Origin of the sequence: Pseudomonas sp. 273 (assembly GCF_029201425.1) — a bacterium.
Taxonomy (GTDB): Bacteria; Pseudomonadota; Gammaproteobacteria; order Pseudomonadales; family Pseudomonadaceae; genus Pseudomonas; species Pseudomonas delhiensis.
The window spans coordinates 4,912,294-4,933,586 of sequence record NZ_CP116775.1; the positions used below are offsets into that span (position 1 = coordinate 4,912,294).

General features: G+C 66.0%; 20 protein-coding genes and 5 tRNA genes. 6 read left to right on the forward strand and 19 right to left on the reverse strand.

Annotated elements, in window-relative coordinates:
• Genes PKO50_RS22310 through leuC form a run of 3 tightly spaced genes read right to left on the reverse strand, consistent with a single transcriptional unit; the run spans position 1 to position 2,876 of the window.
• Positions 1 to 765, reverse strand: coding sequence for a class I SAM-dependent methyltransferase (locus tag PKO50_RS22310; protein ID WP_109933260.1), 765 nt, complete (start codon positions 763 to 765; stop codon positions 1 to 3).
• Positions 766 to 792: 27 nt separating this feature from the next.
• Positions 793 to 1,437 carry a 3-isopropylmalate dehydratase small subunit gene (leuD, locus tag PKO50_RS22315; RefSeq protein WP_109933261.1) on the reverse strand — a complete coding sequence of 215 codons (645 nt, stop codon included), beginning with the start codon at positions 1,435 to 1,437 and terminating at the stop codon, positions 793 to 795.
• Positions 1,438 to 1,448: 11 nt separating this feature from the next.
• On the reverse strand, positions 1,449 to 2,876 hold the full coding sequence (leuC, locus tag PKO50_RS22320) for a 3-isopropylmalate dehydratase large subunit (protein ID WP_109933262.1): 1,428 nt from the start codon (positions 2,874 to 2,876) through the stop codon (positions 1,449 to 1,451).
• A gap of 206 nt (positions 2,877 to 3,082) precedes the next feature.
• On the opposite strand from leuC, the gene PKO50_RS22325 reads away from it, so the two are divergent.
• Complete coding sequence (locus PKO50_RS22325) at positions 3,083 to 3,976, forward strand: LysR family transcriptional regulator (protein WP_074984799.1); 894 nt, start codon at positions 3,083 to 3,085, stop codon at positions 3,974 to 3,976.
• A gap of 52 nt (positions 3,977 to 4,028) precedes the next feature.
• On the opposite strand, the gene PKO50_RS22330 is transcribed toward PKO50_RS22325, so the two are convergent.
• Positions 4,029 to 4,475, reverse strand: coding sequence for an Hsp20 family protein (locus PKO50_RS22330; protein ID WP_109933263.1), 447 nt, complete (start codon positions 4,473 to 4,475; stop codon positions 4,029 to 4,031).
• Between the two features lie 145 nt (positions 4,476 to 4,620).
• Between PKO50_RS22330 and PKO50_RS22335 the strand changes: the two genes are divergently transcribed.
• Positions 4,621 to 5,367 (forward strand): SDR family oxidoreductase, encoded by a 747-nt coding sequence (locus PKO50_RS22335; RefSeq protein WP_275627251.1) that lies wholly within the window; start codon positions 4,621 to 4,623, stop codon positions 5,365 to 5,367.
• A gap of 457 nt (positions 5,368 to 5,824) precedes the next feature.
• Here PKO50_RS22335 and PKO50_RS22340 read toward each other — a convergent pair whose 3' ends face one another.
• The 10 genes from PKO50_RS22340 to PKO50_RS22385 form a co-directional block, all read right to left on the reverse strand.
• Positions 5,825 to 6,784, reverse strand: coding sequence for a tRNA-dihydrouridine synthase (locus PKO50_RS22340; protein WP_275627252.1), 960 nt, complete (start codon positions 6,782 to 6,784; stop codon positions 5,825 to 5,827).
• A 66-nt stretch (positions 6,785 to 6,850) separates the two neighbouring features.
• Complete coding sequence (locus PKO50_RS22345; protein WP_089393777.1) at positions 6,851 to 7,294, reverse strand: thioesterase family protein; 444 nt, start codon at positions 7,292 to 7,294, stop codon at positions 6,851 to 6,853.
• A gap of 97 nt (positions 7,295 to 7,391) precedes the next feature.
• Positions 7,392 to 8,237, reverse strand: a complete 846-nt coding sequence (locus PKO50_RS22350) for an alpha/beta fold hydrolase (protein WP_109933266.1) — start codon at positions 8,235 to 8,237, stop codon at positions 7,392 to 7,394.
• Positions 8,238 to 8,259: 22 nt separating this feature from the next.
• Positions 8,260 to 8,832 (reverse strand): TetR/AcrR family transcriptional regulator, encoded by a 573-nt coding sequence (locus PKO50_RS22355; protein WP_275627253.1) that lies wholly within the window; start codon positions 8,830 to 8,832, stop codon positions 8,260 to 8,262.
• Positions 8,833 to 8,994: 162 nt separating this feature from the next.
• Positions 8,995 to 9,070 (reverse strand) — tRNA-Glu (locus PKO50_RS22360).
• 42 nt (positions 9,071 to 9,112) lie between these two features.
• A tRNA-Ala gene (locus PKO50_RS22365) sits at positions 9,113 to 9,188 on the reverse strand.
• A 45-nt stretch (positions 9,189 to 9,233) separates the two neighbouring features.
• Positions 9,234 to 9,309: transfer RNA gene (locus PKO50_RS22370), tRNA-Glu, on the reverse strand.
• 53 nt (positions 9,310 to 9,362) lie between these two features.
• Positions 9,363 to 9,438 (reverse strand) — tRNA-Ala (locus PKO50_RS22375).
• Between the two features lie 277 nt (positions 9,439 to 9,715).
• On the reverse strand, positions 9,716 to 11,200 hold the full coding sequence (gene gltX / locus PKO50_RS22380; protein ID WP_275627254.1) for a glutamate--tRNA ligase: 1,485 nt from the start codon (positions 11,198 to 11,200) through the stop codon (positions 9,716 to 9,718).
• Between the two features lie 49 nt (positions 11,201 to 11,249).
• Positions 11,250 to 12,170 (reverse strand): LysR family transcriptional regulator, encoded by a 921-nt coding sequence (locus tag PKO50_RS22385; RefSeq protein ID WP_275627255.1) that lies wholly within the window; start codon positions 12,168 to 12,170, stop codon positions 11,250 to 11,252.
• Between the two features lie 107 nt (positions 12,171 to 12,277).
• Between PKO50_RS22385 and PKO50_RS22390 the strand changes: the two genes are divergently transcribed.
• Both PKO50_RS22390 and PKO50_RS22395 read left to right on the forward strand, forming a co-directional pair.
• The gene (locus PKO50_RS22390) at positions 12,278 to 13,312 is read left to right on the forward strand and encodes an HlyD family secretion protein (protein WP_109933269.1); all 1,035 of its coding nucleotides are present in this window, start codon (positions 12,278 to 12,280) and stop codon (positions 13,310 to 13,312) included.
• Between the two features lie 43 nt (positions 13,313 to 13,355).
• Complete coding sequence (locus PKO50_RS22395) at positions 13,356 to 14,861, forward strand: MDR family MFS transporter (protein ID WP_275630514.1); 1,506 nt, start codon at positions 13,356 to 13,358, stop codon at positions 14,859 to 14,861.
• Positions 14,862 to 14,879: 18 nt separating this feature from the next.
• Here PKO50_RS22395 and uvrB read toward each other — a convergent pair whose 3' ends face one another.
• A complete protein-coding gene (gene uvrB / locus PKO50_RS22400) occupies positions 14,880 to 16,895 on the reverse strand; it encodes an excinuclease ABC subunit UvrB (protein WP_109933270.1) in 2,016 nt (671 codons plus the stop codon).
• A gap of 183 nt (positions 16,896 to 17,078) precedes the next feature.
• Between uvrB and PKO50_RS22405 the strand changes: the two genes are divergently transcribed.
• Together PKO50_RS22405 and PKO50_RS22410 are read left to right on the forward strand one after the other, a co-directional pair.
• On the forward strand, positions 17,079 to 18,275 hold the full coding sequence (locus PKO50_RS22405) for an amino acid aminotransferase (RefSeq protein ID WP_275627256.1): 1,197 nt from the start codon (positions 17,079 to 17,081) through the stop codon (positions 18,273 to 18,275).
• A gap of 69 nt (positions 18,276 to 18,344) precedes the next feature.
• Positions 18,345 to 18,420, forward strand: a tRNA-Asn gene (locus PKO50_RS22410).
• A gap of 42 nt (positions 18,421 to 18,462) precedes the next feature.
• Here PKO50_RS22410 and PKO50_RS22415 read toward each other — a convergent pair.
• The 4 genes from PKO50_RS22415 to PKO50_RS22430 all read right to left on the reverse strand — a co-directional run bounded on the left by PKO50_RS22415 (position 18,463) and on the right by PKO50_RS22430 (position 21,182).
• Positions 18,463 to 19,665 (reverse strand): ISL3 family transposase, encoded by a 1,203-nt coding sequence (locus PKO50_RS22415; RefSeq protein ID WP_275627212.1) that lies wholly within the window; start codon positions 19,663 to 19,665, stop codon positions 18,463 to 18,465.
• A 219-nt stretch (positions 19,666 to 19,884) separates the two neighbouring features.
• Positions 19,885 to 20,244, reverse strand: coding sequence for a transcriptional regulator (locus tag PKO50_RS22420; protein ID WP_275627257.1), 360 nt, complete (start codon positions 20,242 to 20,244; stop codon positions 19,885 to 19,887).
• Positions 20,234 to 20,542 (reverse strand): type II toxin-antitoxin system HigB family toxin, encoded by a 309-nt coding sequence (locus tag PKO50_RS22425; protein WP_275627258.1) that lies wholly within the window; start codon positions 20,540 to 20,542, stop codon positions 20,234 to 20,236. Before PKO50_RS22425 ends, PKO50_RS22420 begins: the two co-directional genes overlap by 11 nt.
• Positions 20,543 to 20,858: 316 nt before the next feature.
• Positions 20,859 to 21,182: a helix-hairpin-helix domain-containing protein gene (locus PKO50_RS22430; protein WP_275627259.1), complete on the reverse strand. Its 324-nt coding sequence runs from the start codon at positions 21,180 to 21,182 to the stop codon at positions 20,859 to 20,861.
• Positions 21,183 to 21,293: the final 111 nt, after the last annotated feature.

A 21,293-nucleotide genomic window follows, 5' to 3' on the forward strand; every position in this document is an offset into this window, starting at 1 on the left:
TTATTTTGTCGCCCAGAGCACCAGCACGTCGGTGCTGAAGGAACCCTCGGCGTCGATCTCGAAATACTCGCGCACCTCGTCGCCCACGGAAAGCTGCAGGGCGCGGATGGCCTGGCGCATCACTTCCGGCGTGCGCATGCGCTCGACCCAGGAAGTGAACTCCAGGCGCAGGCGCTGGCGCGTGCAGGCGCTGACCGCCAGCCCCGCCTCGCCGACCAGGCGCGCCCACTCGGACGGCGAATAGTCGCGCACGTGGCTGGTGTCGCGCAGCACTTCCACCGCCTGCAGGTGGGTGTCCAGCAACGGCAGCCCGGGGGCTGCCACGTCGATGAAGCAGGCCGTGCCGCCCGGCTTCAGCACCCGGCGCACTTCGCGCAGGGCCTGGCCGACGTCGCGCCAGTGGTGGGCCGAGTAGCGGCTGAAGACGAAGTCGAACTCGCCGTCCTCGAACGGCAGCTGCTCGGCCACGCCCTGGTGCGTAAGGATGTTGCCCAGGCCGCGCTCGGCAGCGGCCGAGGCCACCACGGCGAGCATCTGCTCGGAGAGGTCGTAGGCCACCACTTCGCCGGCCAGCGGCGCGACATGGAAGCTCACGTGCCCCGCCCCGCAACCCAGGTCCAGCACGCGGGCGCCGCGGGTCGCCGACAGTCGCTCGCGCAGTTGGGCGAACTCCTCGCCCTGGGCGTGCACGGCGCTGTTCAGGTACGCGTTGGCCTGGGCGCCGAACTGGCGCTCGACCACGGCTTCATGGCGACTCTGGGTCATGGTTTTCTCCTCGTGGTGCGACGCCATTCAGGCGTCGCGGAACAACCAGGGCTGGCGCTGCTTGTAGCCGGTCTCGAAGTCGCGGATGGCGTCCGCGGCCTGGAGGGTCAGGCCGATGTCGTCCAGGCCGTTGAGCAGGCAGTGCTTGCGGAAGGCATCCACTTCGAAGTGGTACTGCTTGCCGTCCGGGCGGGTCACGGTCTGCGCGGCGAGGTCGACGGTCAGTTGGTAGCCCTCGGTGGCCTCGCACTGCTGGAAGAGTTCGTCGACTTCCTCGTCCTTCAGGATGATCGGCAGCAGGCCGTTCTTGAAGCTGTTGTTGAAGAAGATGTCGGCGAAGCTCGGCGCGATCACGGTGCGGAAACCGTACTCGTCCAGCGCCCAGGGCGCGTGCTCGCGGGAGGAGCCGCAACCGAAGTTCTCGCGGGCCAGGAGCACGCTGGCGCCCTGGTAGCGCGGGAAGTTCAGCACGAAGTCCTGGTTGATCGGGCGCCTGGAGTTGTCCTGGTTCGGCTGGCCGACGTCCAGGTAGCGCCACTCGTCGAACAGGTTGGGGCCGAAGCCGGTGCGCTTGATCGACTTGAGGAATTGCTTGGGAATGATCTGGTCGGTATCGACGTTGGCGCGGTCGAGCGGCGCGACGAGACCGGTGTGCTGGGTAAAGGCTTTCATGTTCGGTCTCCTCAGGCCTGCATCAATTCACGGACGTCGATGAAGCGGCCGGTCACCGCGGCGGCGGCGGCCATCGCCGGGCTCACCAGGTGGGTGCGGCCACCGGCGCCCTGGCGGCCCTCGAAGTTGCGGTTGGAGGTGGACGCGCAATGCTCGCCGCTCTCCAGGCGGTCCGGGTTCATCGCCAGGCACATGGAGCAGCCCGGTTCACGCCATTCGAAGCCGGCTTCGAGGAAGATCTTGTCCAGGCCTTCCTGTTCGGCCTGCGCCTTGACCAGGCCGGAGCCCGGCACCACCAGCGCCTGCTTGACGGTGGCGGCGACCTTGCGGCCCTTGGCCACGGCGGCGGCGGCGCGCAGGTCTTCGATCCGCGAGTTGGTGCAGGAGCCGATGAACACCCGGTCGAGCTGGATGTCGGTGATCGCCTGGTTGGCGCTCAGGCCCATGTACTTGAGGGCGCGGACGATGGAGTCGCGCTTGACCGGGTCGGCTTCGACGGCCGGGTCCGGCACGTTCTGGTCGACGGCCAGGACCATTTCCGGAGAGGTGCCCCAACTGACCTGCGGCTTGATGTCCTCGGCGCGCAGCTCGACGATGGTGTCGAAGTGGGCGTCGGCGTCGGAGACCAGGTCGCTCCAGGCTTCCACGGCCTTGTCCCAGTCGGCGCCCTGCGGGGCGAACGGCCGGCCTTTCACGTAGGCGATGGTCTTCTCGTCGCAGGCCACCATGCCGACGCGGGCACCGGCCTCGATGGACATGTTGCAGATGGTCATGCGGCCTTCCATGGACAGCTCGCGAATGGCGCTGCCGGCGAACTCCAGGGCATGGCCGTTGCCGCCGGCGGTGCCGATCTTGCCGATCACCGCGAGGACGATGTCCTTGGCGGTCACGCCGAAGGGCAGCTTGCCCTCCACGCGCACCTGCATGTTCTTCATCTTCTTGGCCACCAGGCACTGGGTGGCGAGCACGTGCTCGACCTCGGAGGTGCCGATGCCGTGGGCCAGCGCACCGAAGGCGCCGTGGGTGGAGGTGTGCGAGTCGCCGCAGACCACGGTCATGCCCGGCAGGGTCGCGCCCTGCTCCGGGCCGACCACGTGGACGATGCCCTGGCGCACGTCGTTCATCTTGAATTCGAGGATGCCGAAGTCGTCGCAGTTCTCGTCCAGGGTCATGACCTGGATGCGCGAGACTTCGTCGGCGATGGCTTGCAGGCCGCCCTTGCGCTCGGCCTGGGTGGTCGGCACGTTGTGGTCCGGGGTGGCGATGTTGGCGTCGATGCGCCACGGCTTGCGGCCGGCCAGGCGCAGGCCTTCGAAGGCCTGCGGCGAGGTCACTTCGTGGAGGATGTGGCGGTCGATGTAGATCAGCGACGAACCATCATCGCGGCGCTTCACCTCGTGCAGTTCCCAGAGTTTGTCGTAGAGCGTCTTGCCGGCCATCAGAGATTCCTCATCAGCGTATTTCTATGCCCCTTGGGCTTGTGGGGATGATGCTATGGTCTGTCGACGAATAACTCAAATTCATATTTTTCATCCGAAGGATTCCCAAATGGAATCCATCCAGCTATAAGCTTCAAGCCACAAGCTGCAAGCGAACGCCGCAGCTTTTCTTGAAGCTTGCGGCTTGCCGCTTGGAGCTCCAAAAAATGGACCTGACCAGCCTCAACACCTTCCTCGCCATCGCCGAGTCCGGCAGCTTTTCCGAGGCCGGCGAGCGCCTGCACCTGACGCAGCCGGCGGTGAGCAAGCGCATCGCCGCCCTGGAGAGCCAGCTGGGCGTACGTCTGTTCGACCGCGTCGGCCGCGAGGTGAGCCTGACCGAAGCCGGCCGCGCCCTGCTGCCGCGTGCCTACCAGATACTCAACGTGCTGGACGACACTCGCCGCGCACTGACCAACCTCAGTGGCGAGGTCAGCGGCCGCCTGGTGCTCGCCACCAGCCACCACATCGGCCTGCACCGCCTGCCGACGCTGCTGCGCGCCTTCACCCGGGCGCACCCGCAGGTGGCGCTGGATATCCAGTTCTGTGACTCGGAAGTGGCCTACGAGGAAATCCTCCACGGCCGCGCCGAGCTGGCGGTGATCACCCTGGCCCCGGAAACCGCCGAGCCGGTGCGCGCGGTGCCGGTGTGGGACGACCCGCTGGACTTCGTCGCCGCCCCCGAGCACCCGCTGGCCATGCAGGGCCCGGTGTTCCTCGCCGACGTGGCGCGGCACCCGGCGGTGTTCCCCGGCGGCAACACCTTCACCCACCATATCGTGCGGCGCATGTTCGAGGCCGAGGGGCTGACGCCGAACATCGGCATGAGCACCAACTATATGGAGACCATCAAGATGATGGTTTCCATCGGCCTGGCCTGGAGCGTGCTGCCGCGCACCATGCTCGACGAGACCGTGGTGCGCCTGCCGCTGCAGGACATCCAGCTCAGCCGCCAGCTGGGCTACATCCTGCACACCGAGCGCACCCTGTCCAACGCCGCGCGCGCCTTCATGGCGCTGCTCGACGCCCAGGCGGTGGCACCCATGGCCTGCGTGGTCTGAAACGGCGGAAAAGAAAAAGGCGCCTTCCGGCGCCTTTTTCATGGCTGGACCATCAACCCTCCAGCGCGGGACGCTGGCCGTTGATGGCAATCCGCTTGGGCTTGGCTTCCTCGGGAACGATGCGTACCAGTTCGATGCTCAGCAGGCCGTTCTTCAGCGATGCGCCCTGGACCTCGATATGGTCGGCGAGGCGGAAGGACAGCTTGAAGGCGCGCTGGGCGATACCCTGGTGCAGGTAGGTGACACCCTCGGAAGCTTTCTCGCGCTTGCCACCGGTGACGGTCAGCACGCCACGCTCCACTTGCAGCTCCAGGTCCTCTTCCTGCAGGCCGGCGGCGGCGACCACGATGCGGTACTGGTCGTCACCATGCTTCTCGACGTTGTAGGGCGGGTAGGAACTGCCGCTTTCGCTGCGCAGGGCGGACTCGAACAAATCATTGAAACGATCGAAACCGACGGACTGGCGGAACAGCGGTGCGAGAGAAAGTACGTTGCTCATGCGAATCTCCTGAATAATTCAGCAAGGTCATCTATGGAGCCTGTCTGCAGGACTCCGGGAGCGGGACCCGGTTTCGGCCTCCCGCACGAATACAGATAGGGGCGCAACGGCGCCTTTCAAGCCCCCTAGCAGAAGGAACCGCCACATGCGCAAAGTCATGCTGATCACCGGCGCCAGCCGCGGCATCGGTGCCGCCACTGCGCTGCTCGCCGCGGAACGCGGCTATGCCGTTGCCATCAACTACCGCCAACGCGGTGAAGCGGCCGAAGCCCTGGTCCGGCGCATTCGCGAGGCCGGCGGCCGGGCCGAGGCCTTCGCCGCGGACGTCGCCGAGGAGGCCGAGGTGGTGCGGCTGTTCCTGGCCGTCGACAAGGCCTTCGGCCGCCTCGACGCGCTGGTGAACAACGCCGGCATGCTGGAGCGCCAGATGCGCCTGGAGGAGATGGACGCGGCGCGCCTGCAGCGGGTGTTCGCGGTGAACGTCACCGGCAGCTTCCTCTGCGCCCGCGAGGCGGTGCGGCGCATGGCCAGGTCCCATGGTGGCGCGGGCGGCAGCATCGTCAACGTGTCCTCCATGGCCTCGCGCCTGGGCTCGCCCAACGAGTACATCGACTACGCCGCGGCCAAGGGCGCCATCGACAGCATGACCATCGGCCTGGCCAAGGAAGTGGCGGCCGAGGGCATTCGCGTCAACGCCGTGCGCCCGGGACTGATCGACACGGAAATCCACGCCAGCGGCGGCGAGCCGGGGCGCGTGGAACGGCTGAAGAGCGCCATTCCGCTGGGCCGCGGCGGCCAGGCGGAGGAAGTGGCGCGGGCGATCCTGTTCCTGGCCGGGGACGAGTCGAGCTACAGCACCGGGAGCTTCATCGATGTCAGTGGTGGGCGGTAGCGGGGAAACGCCCATGCCTCACGGCGAACTGTAGGAGCGGATTTATCCGCGATTGCGCTGCCCGGGATCGACATATCGCGGACGGAGTCCGCTCCTACAAGGAACACCTCGCAGGATGGCGTTGAGCGAAGCGATACCCATCGCCATGGCCTATCGGGCTCCCGCGTAGGGCGCATAACGCCTATGGCGTTATCCGCCGCTCGGCAGACATCGGCGCCCCAGCCAACGGCGGATAACCGCGAACGGTTATCCGCCCTACGAAAGGCACCCGTCGTAGGACCTTGTCCGCGATAGCCGGGGTTCCGGCACGGTTCGCGGATGAGATCCCCCCATACACCGTACCCTTGTAGGAGCGCGCCCTGCGCGCGAATCGCGGGCAGGGCCCGCTCCTACAGGTTGGCGCCGAATTCCCCACCTATGCCGGACAACCCGCTCGCCACTACCGGAAACGCCTCGGCTACGCGGCCTCTTCCACCTCGACCTGCAGCAGCCGGTCGATCAGCTCGCAGTCGCTCTCGCGGCGAATCTGCGCAAACAGTTCCAGCGCCTCGGGATAGCTGCGGGTGAGCATGCCCAGCCACTGCTTCAGGCGCCCCGGCGCGTAGCGTGGCGCCAGCTTGAGCCGGGCCTGGCGCCAGAAGTCGTCGAGCAGCACGCGCACTTCGTGCCAGGGCATCGGCTGCACGTCCCTGCCCTCGCGCCAGGCGGCTATCTGCCGGGCCAGGTCGGGGCGCGAGACCAGGCCGCGGCCGAGCATGATGTCGTCGACGCCGCTGATGGCGCGGCAGCGCAGGTAGTCATCGAGGGTCCAGACCTCGCCGTTGGCGAACACCGGCACCTTCACCGCGTCCGCCACCTTCGCCACCCATTCCCAGTGCGCCGGCGGCTTGTAGCCATCGGTCTTGGTCCGCGCGTGGACCACCACGTGGGCGGAACCGCCGTCGGCCAGGGCGCGGGCGCAATCCAGCGCGCCGTCGGGGGCCTCGTAGCCCAGGCGCATCTTCGAGGTCACCGGGATGTGCGCCGGCACCGCGCGGCGCACGGCCTCGACGATGGCGAACATCAGCTCCGGCTCCTTGAGCAGGACGGCGCCGCCGCGGGACTTGTTCACCGTCTTCGCCGGGCAGCCGAAGTTCAGGTCGATCACCGGCGCGCCCAGCTCGCAGGCGTAGGCGGCGTTTTCCGCCAGGCATTGCGGGTCGGAGCCGAGGAACTGCACGCGCATCGGCGTGCCGGCGCGGGTGCGGCTGCCGTGCAGCAGTTCCGGCGCCAGCTTCTCGTAGGTGGCGAGCGGGTGCAGGCGGTCGGTGACGCGGATGAACTCGGTGACGCACCAGTCGATGCCGCCGACGCGGGTCAGCACGTCGCGGAGGATTTCGTCGACCAGCCCCTCCATCGGGGCCAGGGCAATTTGCACGGCAGGGAACCTTTAGTATCGAAGGCGGCGAATTCTAGGGGCAGTCACCGCCCGCGCAAAGCGCCGTCAGGCCGGCGTGGCGCCGAGCAGCGCGCGACCATAGCCTTCGATGAACTCGGCCGGCATGCGCTTGGGCCTGCCGCTGGAGAGCTCGATGCAGACGAAGGTGGTGCGGGCGCGCAGCAGGGTCACGCCGTCGGCCGGGCGCACCAGCTGGAAGCGGCGGTCCATGCGCAGCTTCTGGTCGGACTCGACGATCCAGGTGCCCATCTGCAGTTCCTCGCCCTCATAGGCGGCGGCGAGGTAGTCGATTTCGTGGCGCACCACCGCCATGGCGCGGTCGAGGCGGCGGTATTCGGCCAGGTCCAGGCCCAGGCGCTGCGAGTGGCGCCAGGCGCAGCGCTCCAGCCAGCTGACGTAGACGGCGTTGTTGGCGTGGCCGAGGCCGTCGATGTCCTCGGCGCCCACGCTGATGTCGATGACGAAGGGTTCGGGCAGGTCCCAGGCCATGCGCTTGCTCCATTCCGGGGCCGGGTCCGGGGACCCGGCCGCATGATCGAAGCCGGCAGTTTACAGGGCTCGGCGGCGTCCTGCCCCTCCCCTGTCGTCAGGAGGCCAGCGCCAGGGGCAGCAGGTGCTGCTCTTCCTGGCCCTCCAGCAGCGCCAGCACGGCGTCGCTCAGGCGCGGGTCGGCCAGCACGCGCTGGTGGCCGCCGCCTTCCAGGCGCAGCAGGCGGCTGCGTGGCCAGGCCGCATGGATGTCCTGGGCGTCTTCCACCGGCACCTGCGGATCGTCTTCGGCGTGCACCACCAGGCCGGGCATGCCCAGCGTGTAGCGGCTTACGTCCAGCTGCGCCGCCGGCATGCCGGTGTAGGCCTCGACCTGACGGATGAAGCGATACCGCGCCTCGGTCGGCAACCCCATGAAGCTGCCGAAGCGGCGCAACACGGAAATGACCCGGCTCGGCGCGGCTATGCTGACCAGCGCCTCGGTGCGCAGCCCCATCTGGGTGGCCAGCAAGGCACTGGCGCCGCCCATGGAGTGACCGATCACCGCGCGCAGCGGCGGCAGCTCGCTGGCGGCCTCCAGCAAGGCGCGGGCGAACAGCAGCGGATGGGCTTCGCGCCCCGGCGAACGGCCATGGGCCGGGCCATCCAGCGCCACCACGGCATAACCGGCGCCGACCAACTCGCGGATCAGGTGGGCGAACTGTGTCGGCCGCCCCTCCCAACCGTGCATCAGCAGCACCGCCGGGCCTTCGCCCCAGCGCAGCGCGGAGAGGCCGAAGCGCAGGGTGATGCGCTCGGAACTGGCCAGCAGCGGCAGCTCCCAGTCGCGCGGCGGCAGCGCCCGCGGGCTCATGAAGATTTCACGCATGCGCCGCGCCGCCCATTCCGGCGCCACACGCCCCAGGGTGGCGTTGACGCCACGGATCCAGGTCAAGCTGCTCATTGCCAGGTCCTCCTTAGAGGTCTCAATTCACCGCTTTCTTGGCGGCACGCAGGACACGGTCGGACAGGTCGCCCGGGCCCAGGGCCCGCGCCAATGCCAGTCCGCCCACCATCAGGGCGATGTCGGCGAGCACGGTGTCGGCGTCCTCGGGACGCTCGGCCAGCTCGGCGACCATGAGTTCGAGATGTTCGGCCAGGGCTTCGTGGAAGCTCTCCGGCAATTGCGCCATGTCGCCCAGGGAACTGGGGATGGGGCAGCCCGGCTCCTCGCTGTCGCGGTGCCTGCGCGACAGGTAGAAGGCCGCGACCAGTTGCCGGCGCTCGCTGAACGGCATGTCCGGGTCGAAGTGCTTCAGCTTGGCCCGGCGCGTCGACAGCAGGTGGCGGAAGGCCTCCAGCATCAGCGCGTCCTTGCTCTGGAAGTGCGCGTAGAAGCCGCCGACGGTCAGCCCGGCGGCGCCCATCACTTCGCTGACGCTGGGCTCCAGCGGCCCACGGCGGACCAGGGCGTCGGCCGCGGCGCAGAGGATGCGCTCGCGGGTCTGGGCCTTCTTCTCACTTACGGCCTTTTCACTGCTGGCGGTCTTGCGGCTCATGGCGGCCTCCAAAAATATTATGAGTGAAATATTATGCTTATAATAAAAATCGGCAAGCGGCGAAGACGACCGTCGGTCGGGCAGCAAGGTTTTCGGAAGGGGAAAAACAAAAGGGCCACTCGAAAATTGAGTGACCCTATAGGCCCCGCAGAGCGGGAAAATTGGCGTCCCCTAGGGGACTCGAACCCCTGTTACCGCCGTGAAAGGGCGGTGTCCTAGGCCACTAGACGAAGGGGACGTAACCTTCGAGGAAATCCGCACTTGGCGAACCCTGGCGATTTGGTGGAGCTAGACGGGATCGAACCGTCGACCTCTTGCATGCCATGCAAGCGCTCTCCCAGCTGAGCTATAGCCCCAGATGACTCTGGCGGACGACGCGAACGCATCGTCGCTGGAATAAGTGGCGTCCCCTAGGGGACTCGAACCCCTGTTACCGCCGTGAAAGGGCGGTGTCCTAGGCCACTAGACGAAGGGGACGCAAACCTTCGATTTTCGGCTCCGCCGCGAAGTGGCGAAACCTACTGGTAATTTGGTGGAGCTAGACGGGATCGAACCGTCGACCTCTTGCATGCCATGCAAGCGCTCTCCCAGCTGAGCTATAGCCCCAAAGTACCGCTACATCTACGTTCCCGCTTCGCCCTGTGGTTCAGTTCGTCGCTGGAACGGGGCGCATCTTAAGAGTGAGGCGTAACCCTGTCAACAAGAATTTTCGACTTTTTTAAATTTTTTCTCCCAAAGAACAATCACTTAGGAAAGCCCCCAGGTTTCCCCCGCCCTTCGCCCGGTACTTCGGGCCCCGCGCATGGCGGATTCGCCCCCGGATTATGGACATGAAAAAGGCCGGGCGCCCGGAGGCGGCCGGCCTTTTGTCAGGAGGCTTCCGTCAGCCGGCGATGGCGTCGCGGATCTTCTCCCACTCCTTGGCTTCCTTCTTCGACGCCCCGCCCAGCAGCTCCAGGGCCTGGCGCAGGCGATAGCGCGACAGGTCGGCGCCGAGGATCTCCATGGCGTCGAGCACCGACACCGAGCTGGCATGGCCGGTGATGGCCGGGAACATCAGCGGCATGACGTCACGCAACTTAAGGCCCAGGTGCTCGGCCACCGCCTGGATGCAGGCGGTGATCCTGTCCTTCTCCCACTGGCGCAACGCTTCCAGCTTCCACAGCACCAGTTGCAGGACCTGGCGCACCTGGGTGGCGTCGAGCTTCTTGTGCTCGAACAACCTGGCGTCCAGCGGCACGCCGCCGCTGAAGAAGAAGCCGGCCAGCGGGGCGATCTGGCTGAAGTTCTCCACCCGGCCCTGGACGTGGGGGGCGATCTTCATCAGGTACCCGGGGTTGAGCGCCCACTTCTGCACTTCCCGGGCGAACTCCTCCACCGACTGCTCGCGGATCCACTGGCCGTTCAGCCAGGACAGCTTCTCCATGTCGAAGATCGGCCCGCCGAGGGACACGCGGGACAGGTCGAAGTTGTCGATCATCTCCTGCAGGCTGAACTTCTCGCGCTCGTCGGGCATCGACCAGCCCATGCGGCCCAGGTAGTTCAGCAGCGCCTGGGGCAGGAAGCCCATGCGCTCGTAGAAGGTGATGGAGGTGGGGTTCTTGCGCTTGGACAGCTTGCTCTTGTCCGGGTTGCGCAGCAGCGGCATGTAGCAGAGCACCGGCTGCTCCCAGCCGAAGTACTCGTACAGCTTGATCAGCTTGGGCGCCGAGGGCAGCCACTCTTCGCCGCGCAGCACGTGGGTGATGCCCATCAGGTGGTCGTCGACCACGTTGGCCAGGAAGTAGGTGGGCAGGCCGTCGGCTTTCATCAGCACCTGCATGTCCATGCGGTCCCACGGGATCTCGACGTCGCCGCGGAGCATGTCCGGGACCACGCAGACGCCTTCGGTCGGCACCTTCATGCGCACCACGTGGGACTCGCCGGCGGCGATGCGGCGCTGCGACTCTTCCTTCGGCAGGTGCATGCAGTGGCCGTCGTAGCGCGGGGTTTCCTTGCGCGCCTGCTGCTCGGCGCGGATGGCGTCGAGGCGCTCGGAGGAGCAGAAGCAGGGGAAGGCGTGGCCCTTCTCCACCAGCTCATCGCTGTACTGCTTGTAGATGGCGCCCCGCTCGCTCTGCCGGTACGGGCCATGGGGGCCGCCGACGTCCGGGCCTTCGTCCCACTCGATGCCCAGCCAGCGCAGGGCGTCGAAGATCTGCTGTTCCGACTCGCGGGTGGAGCGTACCTGGTCGGTGTCCTCGATGCGCAGGATGAACTTGCCGCCGTGCTGACGGGCGAAGCACAGGTTGAACAGCGCGATGTAGGCGGTGCCGACGTGCGGGTCGCCGGTGGGGGACGGCGCGATGCGGGTGCGGACAGTGGTCATGAAAGCTCTCGTGAAAACCGGAATGAAAGATGCGGGCAATAGCCTGCATTCATGGGGGCGATGTTATCAGGCGCGCCGCCCCCGGCTCCAGCCGATGGGCCTCGTCGATGGGCAGGCGGTGGATCAGGTAGTCGAGGAAGGTCTTCACCTTCATGGCCTGGAAGCGCCGCGAGGGGTAGACCGCATAGAGCTCGCCGATCGGCAGTTGCACCTCCGGCAGCAGGCGTTCCAGGCGGCCGCTTTCCAGTGCCGCGTCGACGATCAGCTCCGGCAGCGAGGCGATGCCCGCCCCGGCCAGCACCGCCTCGCGGGCGAAGGAGATATTGTTGCAGGACAGCACCCGCTGGCAGGGCACGCTCTCGTTCAGCAGCGGCCAGTAGCGCTGCGAGTCCTGGGCCAGCAGCACCGCGCGATGCCGCGCCAGGTCCTCGACGTGCAGCGGCCGCCCGTGCTGCTCCAGGTAGCCGGGGCTGGCGCACAGGCAGCGGCTGGTCACCAGCAGGCGGCGGGCGATCAGCGTCGAGTCCTCCGGCTGGCCGACGGTGATGGCGATGTCCATGCCCTCCTCCAGCGGGTCGACGGTGCGCGAGCTGAGCTCCACCTCGGCGGTGATCTGCGGATAGAGGCGCATGAAGTCGCCGAGCACCTCGCCCAGGTACATCTGGCCGAACTCGATGGGCGCGGTGATGCGCAGCAGGCCGGACGGTTCTTGCTGCAGCTGCATCACCGCCTGCTCGGCCTCGGCGAAGTCGAGCATGATCTGCCGGCAACGGTCGTAGTAGGCCTGCCCCACCTCGGTCAGGCGCAGCTTGCGCGTGGTGCGATTGAGCAGGCGCACGCCCAGGCGCTCTTCCAGCAACGCGATGCGCCGGCTCACCGTGGACTTCTGCATGCCCAGGCTGTGGGCGGCCTGGGTGAAACTGTGGAACTCCACGACCCGGGTGAAGATCAGCGCATCATCCAGCCCCATTATTGTTCCCTATAAACAACAAAGTTTCCGAATTGTAGCGACTGCGCCCCGGCCGGGAACACTGTTACATTGGCGGAAAAATTCCGCCAAACAAACGCTCGTTTATCATGCCTGCACAATTGAAACGCCGCCTGAGCATCTTCTTCGCCCTCTTCTGCCTGGTCGCCCTGGCCTTCCTGGCGCGCTGGTACTTCATCGGCCGCTTCCAGGAAACCACCGACAACGCCTACGTCCAGGGCGAGATCACCCGCATCGCCAGCCAGTTGGGCGCGCGCATCGACCAGGTGCTGGTCACCGACAACCAGCACGTGGAAAAGGGCCAACTGCTGGTCAAGCTGGAGGACGCCGACTTCCGCCTGGCCCTGGACCGCGCCAGGGCCGCCCTGGCCACCCACGAGGCGGAGCTGGCCCAGGCGCGCAGCAAGCTGAAGGGCCAGGGCAGCACGATCGCCGCCAGCGAGGCCGACCTGAACGCCACCCAGGCCACCTTCGGCCGCACCCAGATCGACCTCAACCGCGCCCAGACCCTGCGCAAGCCCGGCTACGTTTCCGAGGAACGCGTCACCACCCTGACCGCCGACTCCCACGTCGCCCGCTCGCAAGTGGCCAAGGCCCAGGCCGACCTGCAGGCCCAGCGCATCCAGGTCGACGCCCTGAACGCCGACATCAAGCGCCTGCAGGCACAGATCGACGCCTCCCGGGCGGAGATCGCCCAGGCCGAGATCAACCTGGCGCGCACCGAGATCCGCGCCCCGGTGGCCGGCCTGGTCGGCCAGCGCGGCGCGCGGGTGGGGCAGTACGTGCAGGTCGGCAGCCAGTTGCTGGCGCTGGTGCCCGATGAAGGCATCTGGGTGCAGGCCAACTTCAAGGAGACCCAGGTCGGCCACATGCGCCCGGGGCAGAAGGCCCGGCTGATCCTCGACAGCTTCCCCGACACGCCCATCGAAGGCTGCGTGGACAGCCTCTTCGCCGCCTCCGGCGCCCAGTTCAGCCTGCTGCCGCCGGACAACGCCACCGGCAACTTCACCAAGGTGGTGCAACGCATCCCGGTGAAGATCACCTTCGCCGCCGACAACCCGCTCAAGGGCCTGATCCGCCCGGGCATGTCGGTCGAGGCCGAGGTGCAGATCGGTGAGCGCTGACCCGCTCCTGCGCCCCGCCGGCGAACCTACGCGGCGCGACTGGATCGCGGTACTGGCGGCCATGCTCGGCGCGTTCATGGCGGTGCTCGACATCCAGATCACCAACTCCTCGCTGAAGGACATCCAGGGCGCGCTGGCCGCGACCCTGGAGGAAGGCTCGTGGATCTCCACCTCCTACCTGGTCGCGGAGATCATCATGATCCCGCTCACCGCGTGGCTGGTGCAGCTGCTCTCGGCGCGGCGCCTGGCGGTGATGGTGTCGATCGGCTTCCTGTTCTCCTCGCTGCTCTGCTCCTTCGCCTGGAACCTGGAGAGCATGATCGTGTTCCGCGCCATGCAGGGCTTCACCGGCGGCGCGCTGATTCCCCTGGCCTTCACCCTGAGCCTGATCAAGCTGCCGGAACACCACCGGCCCAAGGGCATGGCGCTGTTCGCCATCACCGCCACCTTCGCCCCGTCGATCGGCCCGACCCTGGGCGGCTGGCTGACCGAGAACTTCGGCTGGGAATACATCTTCTACATCAACATCCCGCCGGGCCTGCTGATGATCGCCGGGCTGCTCTACGGCCTGGAGAAGAAGCCGCCGCACTGGGAGCTGCTGAAGAGCACCGACTACGCCGGCATCGTCAGCATGGCCATCGGCCTGGGCTGCCTGCAGGTGTTCCTCGAGGAGGGCCACCGCAAGGACTGGCTGGAGTCCAACCTGATCGTCAGCCTGGGCAGCATCGCCCTGGTCAGCCTGATCCTGTTCATCATCCTGCAGACCTCGCGGCCCAACCCGCTGATCAACCTGGGCATCCTGCGCAACCGCAACTTCGGCCTGTCGAGCATCTCCAGCGTCGGCCTGGGCATGGGCCTGTACGGCTCGATCTACGTGCTGCCACTGTACCTGGCGCAGATCCAGGGCTACAACGCCATGCAGATCGGCGAGGTGATCATGTGGATGGGCGTGCCGCAGCTGTTCCTGATCCCGCTGATCCCCAAGCTGATGAAGATCATCGAGCCACGCCTGCTGTGCGCCATCGGCTTCGGCCTGTTCGGCCTGGCGAGTTTCTGCTCGGGGGTGCTCAACCCGGACTTCGCCGGCCCGCAGTTCAACCAGATCCAGCTGCTGCGCGCCCTCGGCCAGCCGATGGTGATGGTGACCATTTCGCTGATCGCCACCATCTACCTGCAGCCGCAAGACGCCGGCTCCGCCTCGAGCCTGTTCAACATCCTGCGCAACCTCGGCGGCGCCATCGGCATCGCCCTGCTGGCGACGCTGCTGGATAGCCGCGCCAAGGTCTACTACGACTACCTGCGCGAAGCGGTGGTGCCGGTCAACGGCGCGGTGGACGAGCGCCTCGCGCAGTTGACCGCGCAACTCGGCAGCCAGCAGGCGGCGCTGGGGGAAATCAGCGTGATCGTCCACCAACAGGCGGCGATCATGGCCTACAACGACGCCTTCCACGCCATCGGCATCGTCCTCGCCATCAGCATGATCGCCGTGCTGCTGACCCGCCCGCTGCCGAAGGGCTTCGGCGCCCAGGCCAGCGCTGCCGCGCACTGACCCAAGCGCGGGTGGAGGTCAGCCGACCTCCACCAGGCGTTCGCGCAGCTTGTGGATCTCGTCGCGCACCGCGGCGGCGGCTTCGAACTCCAGGTCGCGGGCCAGCTGGTACATCTTCTCCTCGAGCTGGCGGATGCGCTTGCTGATCTCGTTCGGCGAGCGCAGTTCGCCCTCGTAGCGCCCGCTCTCCTCCGCCACCTTGGCCACGCCGCGGCGCTTGCCCTTGGCGCCCGGCACGCTGGCGCCCTCGAGGATGTCCTTGATGTCCTTCTTCACACCCTTGGGCACGATGCCGTTGGCTTCGTTGAAGGCGATCTGCTTGTTGCGCCGCCGCTCGGTCTCGTCCATGGCTCGCTGCATCGAGCCGGTGACGTTGTCGGCATAGAGGATCGCCTTGCCGTTGAGGTTGCGCGCGGCGCGGCCGATGGTCTGGATCAGCGAGCGCTCGGAACGCAGGAAACCTTCCTTGTCGGCGTCGAGGATGGCCACCAGGGACACCTCGGGCATGTCCAGGCCCTCGCGCAGCAGGTTGATGCCCACCAGCACGTCGAAGGCGCCGGTGCGCAGGTCGCGGATGATCTCCATGCGCTCGACGGTGTCGATGTCCGAGTGCAGGTAGCGCACGCGCACGTCGTGGTCGCCGAGGTAGTCGGTGAGGTCCTCGGCCATGCGCTTGGTCAGGGTGGTGACCAGCACGCGTTCCTCGCTGGCCACGCGCCGGCGGATTTCCGAGAGCAGGTCGTCCACCTGGGTCGAGGCCGGGCGCACTTCGATCTGCGGGTCGACCAGGCCGGTGGGCCGCACCACCTGCTCGATCACGCGCCCGGCGTGCTGCTCTTCATAGGGGCCGGGGGTGGCGGAGACGAAGATGGTCTGCGGGCTGATCGCCTCCCACTCCTCGAAGCGCAGCGGCCGGTTGTCCAGCGCCGAGGGCAGGCGGAAGCCGTATTCCACCAGGGTTTCCTTGCGCGAACGGTCGCCCTTGTACATGGCGCCGACCTGGGGAACGCTGACGTGGGATTCGTCGATCACCAGCAGCGAGTTGGCCGGCAGGTAGTCGTAGAGGGTCGGCGGCGGCTCGCCGGGGCCGCGCCCGGAGAGGAAGCGCGAGTAGTTCTCGATGCCGTTGCAGTAGCCCAGCTCGAGGATCATCTCCAGGTCGAAGCGGGTGCGCTGCTCCAGGCGCTGGGCTTCCACCAGCTTGTTGTCGTTGCGCAGGTAGTCCAGGCGCACCTTGAGCTCTTCCTTGATCTGCTCCACCGCCTCCATCAGGGTTTCCCGCGGCGTCACGTAGTGGCTCTTGGGGTAGAAGGTGAAGCGCGGCAGCTTGCGGATCACCTCGCCGGTCAGCGGGTCGAAGGCGGAGATGTTCTCCACTTCGTCGTCGAACAGCTCGACGCGGATGGCCTCAAGCTCCGATTCCGCCGGGAAGATGTCGATGACGTCGCCGCGCACGCGGAAGCTGGCGCGGGCGAAGTCCATGTCGTTGCGGGTGTACTGCAGGCTGGTCAGGCGGCGCAGCAACTCGCGCTGGTCCATGCGGTCGCCGCGGTCCAGGTGCAGGACCATCTTCAGGTAGGACGCCGGATCGCCCAGGCCGTAGATGGACGACACGGTGCAGACGATGATCGCGTCCTCACGCTCCAGCAGGGCCTTGGTCGCCGACAGGCGCATCTGCTCGATGTGGTCGTTGATCGACGAATCCTTCTCGATATAGGTGTCGGAGGACGGGACGTAGGCCTCCGGCTGGTAGTAGTCGTAGTAGGAGACGAAGTATTCCACCGCGTTGTGCGGGAAGAAGGTCTTGAACTCGCCGTAGAGCTGCGCGGCCAGGGTCTTGTTCGGCGCCAGGACCATGGTCGGGCGCTGCACCTGGGCGATGACGTTGGCGATGCTGAAGGTCTTGCCGGAGCCGGTCACCCCCAGCAGGGTCTGGTGCGACAGTCCGGCCTCCAGCCCCTCCACCATTTGTCGGATCGCTTCGGGCTGGTCGCCCGCCGGCTTGAAGCGCGAATCCAGTTGGAAAATCGACATGGGAACCTCGCTGTGGGGTGTGACGCGGGCAGAATTGCGGCGTCAAACCAGGCGAAAGCATGCGCGATCAACTCGCAGCGTGCCATAGAGGCCTATATAATACCGGCCCGTCGACGCATCCCCCAGCGCCGTGCGCGGGGGTTGCATTTGCATTCTCACTCCCGCCTTAGAGCTGCTGCCAAAATGAGTCTGTTCTCCGCTGTCGAAATGGCCCCCCGCGACCCCATCCTGGGCCTGAACGAAGCCTTCAACGCCGACACCCGCCCCGGCAAGATCAACCTGGGCGTCGGCGTGTACTACAACGAGGAGGGTCGCCTCCCGTTGCTGCGTGCCGTACAGGCCGCGGAGAAAGCCCGCATCGAAGCCCACGCCCCGCGCGGCTACCTGCCGATCGAAGGCATCGCCGCCTACGACCAGGGCGTGCAGAAGCTGCTGTTCGGCGCCGACTCCGAGCTGCTGGCCGAAGGCCGCGTGGTCACCACCCAGGCGGTGGGCGGTACCGGCGCGCTGAAGACCGGCGCCGACTTCCTCAAGCGCCTGCTGCCCAACGCCACCGTGGCCATCAGCGACCCGAGCTGGGAAAACCATCGCGCGCTGTTCGAGGCCGCCGGCTTCCCGGTGCAGAACTACCGCTACTACGACGCCGCCAGCCACGGCGTGAACCGCGCCGGCCTGCTGGAGGACCTCAACGCCCTGCCCTCGCAGTCCATCGTGGTGCTGCACGCCTGCTGCCACAACCCGACCGGCGTCGACCTGAGCCTGGACGACTGGAAACAGGTCCTGGAGGTGCTCAAGGCCAAGGGCCACGTGCCCTTCCTCGACATCGCCTACCAGGGCTTCGGTGACGGCATCGACGAAGACGCCGCCGCCGTGCGCCTGTTCGCCCGGTCCGGCCTGAACTTCTTCGTTTCCAGCTCCTTCTCCAAGTCGTTCTCGCTGTACGGCGAGCGCGTCGGCGCGCTGTCGGTGGTCACCAACAGCCGCGAGGAGTCCGCCCGCGTCCTGTCCCAGGTCAAGCGGGTGATCCGCACCAACTACTCCAACCCGCCGACCCACGGCGCCAGCGTCGTCTCCGCCGTGCTCAACAGCCCGGAACTGCGCACCCTGTGGGAAGAGGAACTGGGCGAAATGCGCAGCCGCATCCGTAACATGCGCGTGGCCATGGTCGAGCAACTGGCCGCCCAGGGCGCCAAGCGCGACTTCGGCTTCGTCGCCCAGCAGCGCGGCATGTTCTCCTACTCCGGCCTGACCGCCGAGCAGGTGGAGCGCCTGAAGAACGAGTTCGGCATCTACGCCGTCGGCACCGGCCGCATCTGCGTCGCCGCGCTGAACAACGGCAACCTGGAAACCGTCACCCGCGCCATCGTCCAGGTGCTCTGAAAAAAATCGGGGAAGTCATCGGTAGAATGTTGACTTCCCCTTTTTAATCAGTAAGATACGCCCCGTTGTTCCGCGATAGCTCAGTCGGTAGAGCAAATGACTGTTAATCATTGGGTCCCTGGTTCGAGTCCAGGTCGCGGAGCCAAATTCAAAAGCCCTCGGCACATGCCGGGGGCTTTTTCTTGGTTCATCGCGCTTTCCCGGGGAAGGCGGCCTTGATTTTCAGGAAGAAGTAGGCGGAGTCCCTGAAGCCATAGGCCATGCGCTTGATCACCTTGATGCGGTTGTTTACCCCTTCCAGCAGGCTGGTGTGCATGGGGAAGCGAGCGCTGGCCAGGATGCCTCGGGCGTATTTGCGCAGATTGCGAGCGAAGCGTTGCAGCGGGGCCAGGCCACTGTCCCTGGCGTGGCGCAACCAGTCCCGCCAGCGGCGCCAACCCTCCCGCACGCTGGGGGCGTACCAGATTTCCTTGAGCGCATCCTTGAGCACGTAGACCGTGGCCAGTGGCTGGTTGGCCTCGAGGATTTCCTGCAACTGCACGGCTTGCTGATCCTTGAGGTTTTCGCGATTGCGCAGCAGCAACCAACGACTCTGCTTGATTACCTTGCGTGCCGCTTTGTCCTGGCGTAGCGCGTTGGCCTGATCGACACGGATGCGGTCGATCACCTCCCGGCCATAGCGAGCCACCACGTGGAATAGGTCGTAGACCACTTCGGCACGGGGGCAATGCTGTTTTACTTCCAGATCGAAGGCGGTGTTCATGTCCATCGCCACGGCCTCGATTTGCTGGCAGCGCTCACCGAGCAGTTCGAAGAACGGCTGAATCGCCTCGCGGCTGTTGCCATGCCCGACCCACAGCACGCGTGTCCGCTGCGCATCCATGATCACGGTGGCGTAACGATGTCCTTTGTGAAGAGCGAACTCGTCCATCACCAGGCGGCGAACGTCACCCGGCTCGAAAGCACCGACTGCGGCCTCTAGACGACGTTTGTCGAGTTGCTTGAGCGTGTGCCAATGCAGACCGACGAGGCGACTGACGTGACTGATGGGCAGTAATTGCAGCAAAGCCTCGAGCCAGATGCGCAAGCGCTGGGTCAAGCGCGACGCTGGCTCCAGCCAGTCGATCCGCTCGGTCACCCGACCACAGCGCAGGCAGTCGACGCGGCGCACCGGCAGTTGGAGCAGGACGCGCTGGTCGAACAGATCACGATCACGCACCCGGCGAATCCGCCGTTCGTGGATTAATGGACTGGCCTGACCGCAGCGCCCGCATTTGGGGACAGCGCTGGCGTGAGGCTTGAGCTCGATCAGCAGGGTGCTGTCGGCAGATGGGTGGCAGGCGATGACTTCGTAGCCTGGCCAGAAAGCAGCAAGATCAATAGGATGCACGGCGACAGCAGGGGGTGGGGGTTGGTTCGTTTGGCGACTGCCAATCTACCCGCTTCCCTGACTGTCAATCCGCTCTTTCCCCAGACTCCGCGAAGAACCTTTTTCTTTGTAAGGGCCCCGGACCGTCGAGTCCAGGTCGCGGGGCCCAACACCCTTCAATAGCTTCCCAGGCCCAGCACGCCTACCCTCAACGAACCATGGCAGAACGCCGGAGCCAGACTAGGCAGCCCCGGCCAGCAGGCTCTCATAGGGGATATTCAAGCCATCATGCAGGCGCTTGATCATCGCCAGGCTGAGGCCACGCTTGCGATTCAGCACCTCTGAGACACGGCCGCTGCTGCCGATAAAGGGTTCCAGGTCGCGCGGGGTCAGCCCTCGTTGCTCCATGCTGAACTTGATGGCCTCGACGGGATCGGCCGGGCCTATCGGGTAGTGCTTGTTCTCATACGCCTCGATCAGCGTCACCAGCACTTCCATTTCGTCAGCCTCAGCCGTGCCCTCCTCCGCTTGGAAGATGGACTCCAGGCGCTGGAAGGCCGAGCGCAGGTCCTCGTCGTTTCGGATGGGCTTAATATTCATTCACCGTCTCCACGTCTATCTGGTCGTACCGGGCATGGGTGCCGATGAACTTCACCCAGGCGATGCCGCAGCGGTACTGCATTTCCACAATCAGGCGGTACTTGTTGCCGCCGATGTTGAACACCACGCGGTTGTTGCCGCAGATGCTCGCGCTGCCGAATTGATTCTTCACGTCCTGTGGAGTCTTCCATTCAGCGTTGGTCGCCGCGTCGTACCAACTCTCCAAAGGAGCCTTGGCGTCCTCCTGGCCAGGAATCTCCCAGAACTTCACCAACGTGCTCTTTGCAATGACTCGCATCCGTCCCGAATCTCCCATTACGGGAGATTCTAGATCGAGAGTCGGTCGCCTGCCAAGGGCGGCCTCCTCCCATCCCTCTCCCGCCAGACATCAATCCTGAGCCCGCCGGTGCAGGCCCTCCACTTTGCCTTGAGAACGGCGCAGGTTCGTCGCTCAGGCGACCCAACGCCTGCTCCATCTCCTCGGTCACCATCTCGGCCTGTCCTTCCAAGGTAATCGCCCCATGCTCGCTGCTGGCCATGGTCAAGCATCACCCCACCAACGCAACAATGAAAAAGGCCGGTCGCCCGGACCGGCCTTTCCATCGCGGAGCGCCTCAGTCGAGGCTGATCGCCTCCCGGTTGCTCTCCAGGATCGCCTTGCCGATGCCCTTCACTTCCAGCAACTGATCCAGGCTGGTGAAGGGGCCATTGGCCTGCCGGTAGGCCACGATGGCTTCGGCCTTGGCCTTGCCGATTCCCTTGAGCCGCTTTTGCAGCATCTCTGCGTCGGCGGTGTTGAGGCTGACTAGCCCTTCCTTCTCGTCGTGCATGGTGACCGTCGCCGGCGTCAGCTTCTCCGGCGCAGAGGCGGCGGCAGCCATGCCCGAGAGGGAAAGGGAAGAAAGCACGACCAGCAGTAGCGCGAATGCCTTATGCATGAATAACTCCTTTTAATCACTGGGTATGGCGAGCCAGAACGGGCTCGCCATTCACCTTTAGCGACAGGAGTGGGGCAAGGGGAAGAAGGGAAAATCACACTTTGAATGAAT

What these genes read in the sequence shown, in the direction of transcription:
- PKO50_RS22310 (WP_109933260.1), bottom strand. Translation starts at nt 765, where the DNA reads ATGACCCAGAGTCGCCATGAAGCCGTGGTCGAGCGCCAGTTCGGCGCC.
- leuD (WP_109933261.1), bottom strand. Translation starts at nt 1,437, where the DNA reads ATGAAAGCCTTTACCCAGCACACCGGTCTCGTCGCGCCGCTCGACCGC.
- leuC (WP_109933262.1), bottom strand. Translation starts at nt 2,876, where the DNA reads ATGGCCGGCAAGACGCTCTACGACAAACTCTGGGAACTGCACGAGGTG.
- PKO50_RS22325 (WP_074984799.1), top strand. Translation starts at nt 3,083, where the DNA reads ATGGACCTGACCAGCCTCAACACCTTCCTCGCCATCGCCGAGTCCGGC.
- PKO50_RS22330 (WP_109933263.1), bottom strand. Translation starts at nt 4,475, where the DNA reads ATGAGCAACGTACTTTCTCTCGCACCGCTGTTCCGCCAGTCCGTCGGT.
- PKO50_RS22335 (WP_275627251.1), top strand. Translation starts at nt 4,621, where the DNA reads ATGCGCAAAGTCATGCTGATCACCGGCGCCAGCCGCGGCATCGGTGCC.
- PKO50_RS22345 (WP_089393777.1), bottom strand. Translation starts at nt 7,294, where the DNA reads ATGGCCTGGGACCTGCCCGAACCCTTCGTCATCGACATCAGCGTGGGC.
- PKO50_RS22350 (WP_109933266.1), bottom strand. Translation starts at nt 8,237, where the DNA reads ATGAGCAGCTTGACCTGGATCCGTGGCGTCAACGCCACCCTGGGGCGT.
- PKO50_RS22355 (WP_275627253.1), bottom strand. Translation starts at nt 8,832, where the DNA reads ATGAGCCGCAAGACCGCCAGCAGTGAAAAGGCCGTAAGTGAGAAGAAG.
- gltX (WP_275627254.1), bottom strand. Translation starts at nt 11,200, where the DNA reads ATGACCACTGTCCGCACCCGCATCGCGCCGTCCCCCACCGGCGACCCG.
- PKO50_RS22385 (WP_275627255.1), bottom strand. Translation starts at nt 12,170, where the DNA reads ATGGGGCTGGATGATGCGCTGATCTTCACCCGGGTCGTGGAGTTCCAC.
- PKO50_RS22390 (WP_109933269.1), top strand. Translation starts at nt 12,278, where the DNA reads ATGCCTGCACAATTGAAACGCCGCCTGAGCATCTTCTTCGCCCTCTTC.
- uvrB (WP_109933270.1), bottom strand. Translation starts at nt 16,895, where the DNA reads ATGTCGATTTTCCAACTGGATTCGCGCTTCAAGCCGGCGGGCGACCAG.
- PKO50_RS22405 (WP_275627256.1), top strand. Translation starts at nt 17,079, where the DNA reads ATGAGTCTGTTCTCCGCTGTCGAAATGGCCCCCCGCGACCCCATCCTG.
- PKO50_RS22420 (WP_275627257.1), bottom strand. Translation starts at nt 20,244, where the DNA reads ATGAATATTAAGCCCATCCGAAACGACGAGGACCTGCGCTCGGCCTTC.
- PKO50_RS22425 (WP_275627258.1), bottom strand. Translation starts at nt 20,542, where the DNA reads ATGCGAGTCATTGCAAAGAGCACGTTGGTGAAGTTCTGGGAGATTCCT.
- PKO50_RS22430 (WP_275627259.1), bottom strand. Translation starts at nt 21,182, where the DNA reads ATGCATAAGGCATTCGCGCTACTGCTGGTCGTGCTTTCTTCCCTTTCC.